General features: G+C 45.4%; 2 protein-coding genes and 2 pseudogenes. All 4 read right to left on the reverse strand.

From position 1 onward, the window contains the following. Positions 1-195: pseudogene (locus tag E0D98_RS21595) on the reverse strand (fimbrial protein); the annotation flags it as partial. A gap of 12 nt (positions 196-207) precedes the next feature. Beyond that, a pseudogene (locus tag E0D98_RS21600) lies at positions 208-2,816 on the reverse strand (fimbrial biogenesis usher protein). 30 nt (positions 2,817-2,846) lie between these two features. Beyond that, complete coding sequence (fimC, locus tag E0D98_RS21605; RefSeq protein WP_000988367.1) at positions 2,847-3,539, reverse strand: type 1 fimbria chaperone FimC; 693 nt, start codon at positions 3,537-3,539, stop codon at positions 2,847-2,849. Positions 3,540-3,758: 219 nt separating this feature from the next. Then, positions 3,759-4,301 carry a type 1 fimbrial major subunit FimA gene (gene fimA, locus E0D98_RS21610; RefSeq protein ID WP_000776555.1) on the reverse strand — a complete coding sequence of 181 codons (543 nt, stop codon included), beginning with the start codon at positions 4,299-4,301 and terminating at the stop codon, positions 3,759-3,761. Positions 4,302-4,339 lie beyond the last annotated feature (38 nt).

The following is a 4,339-nucleotide window of genomic DNA, read 5'->3' on the forward strand; positions in this document are numbered from 1 at the left end:
GACACCTACCCAGCCGGATTTTTCCGGTAAAACAACAATCTGCCCTGGCTGGTTATTGGTGCTATTAAAGATATTTGAGAGATCATAGTGTTCATCTTCTGCTACGCCAGTACTATTTGCACAAACAGTAGCCCAGGATATGTTTGCCAGACACAAACATGCCATCGCCAATAATAATCTGCAGATTATCTTCATTGATAATTTCCTTTATGAGCCAGGATGTGTGCAAACTGCCGAAATAACAGTGACGGCTTGCTGTAAGCTTTGCTTCGGCAATACATAGTGCGCAATGCAGCGTGAGTTCGCGCCGTCTCCCCACTGAACCAGTAATTCACCAGACAATGGCGCACCACTTAAATAAACTTGCCCGTCATCACCCACATACTGGTTATTCCGATACTGTTTTCCCGTACCAGTGATCCAAACGGCACCGGTTTTCCGCCCTGGGTAACGGTAATGAGCGCCCGCACGCCTATGCGGGTATCAAAATTGGCACGAACCAACGCGCCTTGCGTCGGCACAACGCTGCTAATATTTTTTTCAACATCGATGGAATTCCCCATCGTATTGGTATCAAGCGCGATACGGTTATACCGATAAACCGTGGCATACGGCATCACCGCATAGCCGCGCCAGTCGGTTAAAATGCCAGTTTGATTTTCAATGCGTACACCGCCTGCGCCAGGCGCTTTAATCAAAACATTGGTATCCCCTAAAGGCTGGCTCAGCGTTATGCCATTTTCATGCCCGACCACACCGCCAGACAGCTGCCAGTTAACGTCATGTTGATCGCGGTCGTAGTTATACCCGACCCCCAGCGTAGCGTAAGCGGCCTGCCAGTTTGCCGTGGCGCTGCCCGTATACCCATTATTCGAGGTATCACCCTGGCTTACGTGATAACTCAGGTTGTGGCCTTCCAGTAAGGTCCCACCTACACCTGCCAGCCAGCTATTTTGCCCGTTGCTGTTACGGTTGGCGTTAAAGGAGGCATAAGCGCGGTCGAGCGCATTTTCCCGGGTGTAGCGACGTTTGGTCAGAACATTGAAAGGCACTGAAACATTAAGTCCGACAATACGTTCGTTATCGGGGATCCCTACAGATTCATTCCACGAAAATGAGAGTGAATAACTGATGCCAACCCAGCTGCTGGTATACCCCACCTGATACCAGGTATCTGAATCCGAAGTATTCCAGTATTTTTGATGGGTACCAGAGATATAAAGCGAGCCAAAGTCATTAAGTGATTGTGAAATATTTAACTGCAAACGGTCTTTACGGCTAAAGCGTAAATTGTGGTAATTCACGATTATCGGTTCATCCCGATGCTCACCGTCGTAATCGTAATCATATTCGTACCCCTCCATTCGACGATACGCAACATCATCAAGGGTATAAAAACCTTGTGTCGAATAGCGGTAACCCATTAACTGAAAATTGGTGCCGAAGGTGTTCATCGATTTCGCATAGAGGAAGCGAATGGAATCCCCCTCATGACGACTGTCGTCGGCTAACTGACTGCGCGCATGGGTCACATCCAGCGACACTGCCCCCCAGTTTCCGAGATTGCGCCCCAGTCCTAATAAAAAGGCGGTGTAATTGGCAGATAATTGCGTCCCGCCGTAGGCAGTAAATTCCTGTGGTAAACCGCCGAGTGCCGTGCCCTGAAAAAAGAAAGGCGATGATTGCTGACTATTACCGCTACGAAAATCGCCCGCCGTCAGGTCAAATTTGAAACGCCCTTCGCGTTGTAAAATTGGCACTGTTGAATACGGGATAGTGTAATTCTGCTGATTACCATCGCGCTCGTCGATGGTGACGTCCAGATCGCCATTTGAAGATGTCGGGTGCAAATCTGTAATTTCAAAAGCGCCGGGGGAAACATAGCTTTGATAGATAATAAAACCATTTTGCCGAATCGTTAGCTGGGCCGCCGTACGGGCAATCCCACGTACCGTTGGGGCAAACCCTTGCTGGCTATCAGGATACATATTATCGGAAGAATAAAGCCGTACACCACGAAATCCAACACCATCGAAAATATCACTTCCTGTATTGCCGTCTCCCATTACCAGTTCACTTTTCAGCGGAATAATGGCGCGCTGTACCCAGGTGCCAATATTATTCCACTGTTCTGAATGATATCCATTTCCGCGAAAATAGTTCCAGGAACCATTGTTGCGTAAACGCCACGGGCCAATATTAATCCCGCTGAGCTCACTAAAAAAATAGCTATCGTTACCATTACCTCTGTTACCGGTGAAATTATAATTCAGGAGTAAAGCAGGAATACCTTCATCCCACTCTTCAGGCGGAATGTAACCGTGAGCGCTACTCAACAACGTTATCTGAGGAATAGTGATGTTCAGGCGCATCGCTGCAAAATCAAAGTTAATTGTGGCATCAGGTACAGCTTTCAGTAAATTGATGCATTTATTGTTTTGCTGCTGGGCTAACTCGGGAAATGCACTGCTATTAAGGCCAATTCGTTCAAGGAGTACCTGGTTAAAACAGGGCATTAACCCACCTGATTTATCACCTGTATTTTCTGTTGTCGATTCAAATACGATATCCTGTGAACCAATGAACTCATCATTACGCCAGAGATCCACCCGATACACTCCCGCAGGTTGATGATTGCCTCTCTCAAAGCGCGATAAATCAGCAACGGATGTGCCATTCTCTAATAAAAATGCCGGGTTGAAATAACTTTCCGCATAGCTTAAAAAGGAGGGTAAAATGGCAAGAGATGAATAACAAATTCCGGCCAGACACCAGGTATACCTCTGCGGAATATCCGTAGTAGTGGGTATTTTCATAATTAGCTCTGATATTGTCAGATGATTCGGTTAGTTTAAGTTCACTTCTCTGACCGGGGTTACTGAACCATAATCATTAACGGTCTGAAATTTCAGCTTTCCCTGCACTCCTGAGGGTAAGGGAATTTGTGAACTAACTCTGGGTGCCGCCATAGCATTCCCCCACTTTTGGCTGCCCACTTGCAGGTTAACGAGGGTGACATAAAAAGGTGATGGATTATGAACATTGATATAGTTACCGGATCGCGAAAACTTGAGTGTGTCCGGCGCTTCTGCGGGTAATTCTTGTAATTGAATTGGACGGAGAAATAATTTCATGCGCGATAAAATCGCCAGTTGCAAAACATTCCTGCCGTTCAATGCATTTTTATCTACCGAAGGGATCGTCTTAACATTCATCCAGAACAGAGACTCACGATCTGCTGCCAGCGGTGGACCGGTGTAAATAATACGCAAAGTATTTTCGCTTTTGGGTTCACTAACAAACAGTGGCGGTGTAATGATGAATGACTTTTCTTTTACACCGCTGCTGTTTTCAATCCACGAATTGACCAGAAAACGCTCATTGGTATGGCTATTTCTAATCCATACCGCAGTCTGTTTAGCATCAGCGGGATAAATAATACGCGTGGCACCTAATGCGATCCCTCCGGCAGCATGGGCGCTGGCCGAAATGATTAAATAAAATATAATGAGCATCAATAACTTTATTTTAGTCATCATAGTTAATACGCCTTGTGTATTCCTGACGGCAAAAATAAGAAATATAAAGAAATGATTGCTTTGGTTTCTTACAACACATCATTCCCTTTTCATTTAATAAAGCGGCATGATACAAAGTGAACATGATTTCGATTTACATTGCCACCATACCGCTTCAGACAACCGGTACATTACTTTGTTATAAGACGTGATATATAATTCAAAACAACGTGGTTTTGATTATTCGTATCTCATAATAAAAGTCGCGTCAGCATTTGCTTGCCCTGCTGATGCACTTGTACCGGTGCCTTTATAACGTGCAGAAAAATGAAGAACGTTGGTTCCGGGGATCAAGTTCTGGTTGGTTGAGAAGCTATTCCCATCAGGTTTGAGAATTGCGGATGTATTATCAAGTATTTCAATACCGACACCCGTTGCTGTTGTTGTATTGGTACTGGATGCAATGGCCAATAAATTATCATTGATTGCATCAGCCTGACCAGAAAATGCAACGGCAGCATTAGCGGCAACAACAGGATCGCAGTCGTTCAACTGAATGGTGAATGGAATTAATGCAGAGGTATTACCAACAGCATTGAAAATATCGGTACGATATTGACCGAGTGTGACAACCTGGTCTGCCGAGTCAGTATTCACTGAACAGGCAGCATTCACCAGTTCGCCTTCAAAGTGAATTGTACCGCCATCTACAACGGCAGCATAACTACCCGTAGCGGCGAATAGTGCGGCAGCCAGCGCAGACGAAATAAATCTTAATTTCATATATATTCCTTCAATCTCATTTATCGACTCCACATCCG

This window comes from Escherichia sp. KCJ4928 (assembly GCF_004352695.1).
Lineage (GTDB): Bacteria > Pseudomonadota > Gammaproteobacteria > Enterobacterales > Enterobacteriaceae > ECMA0423.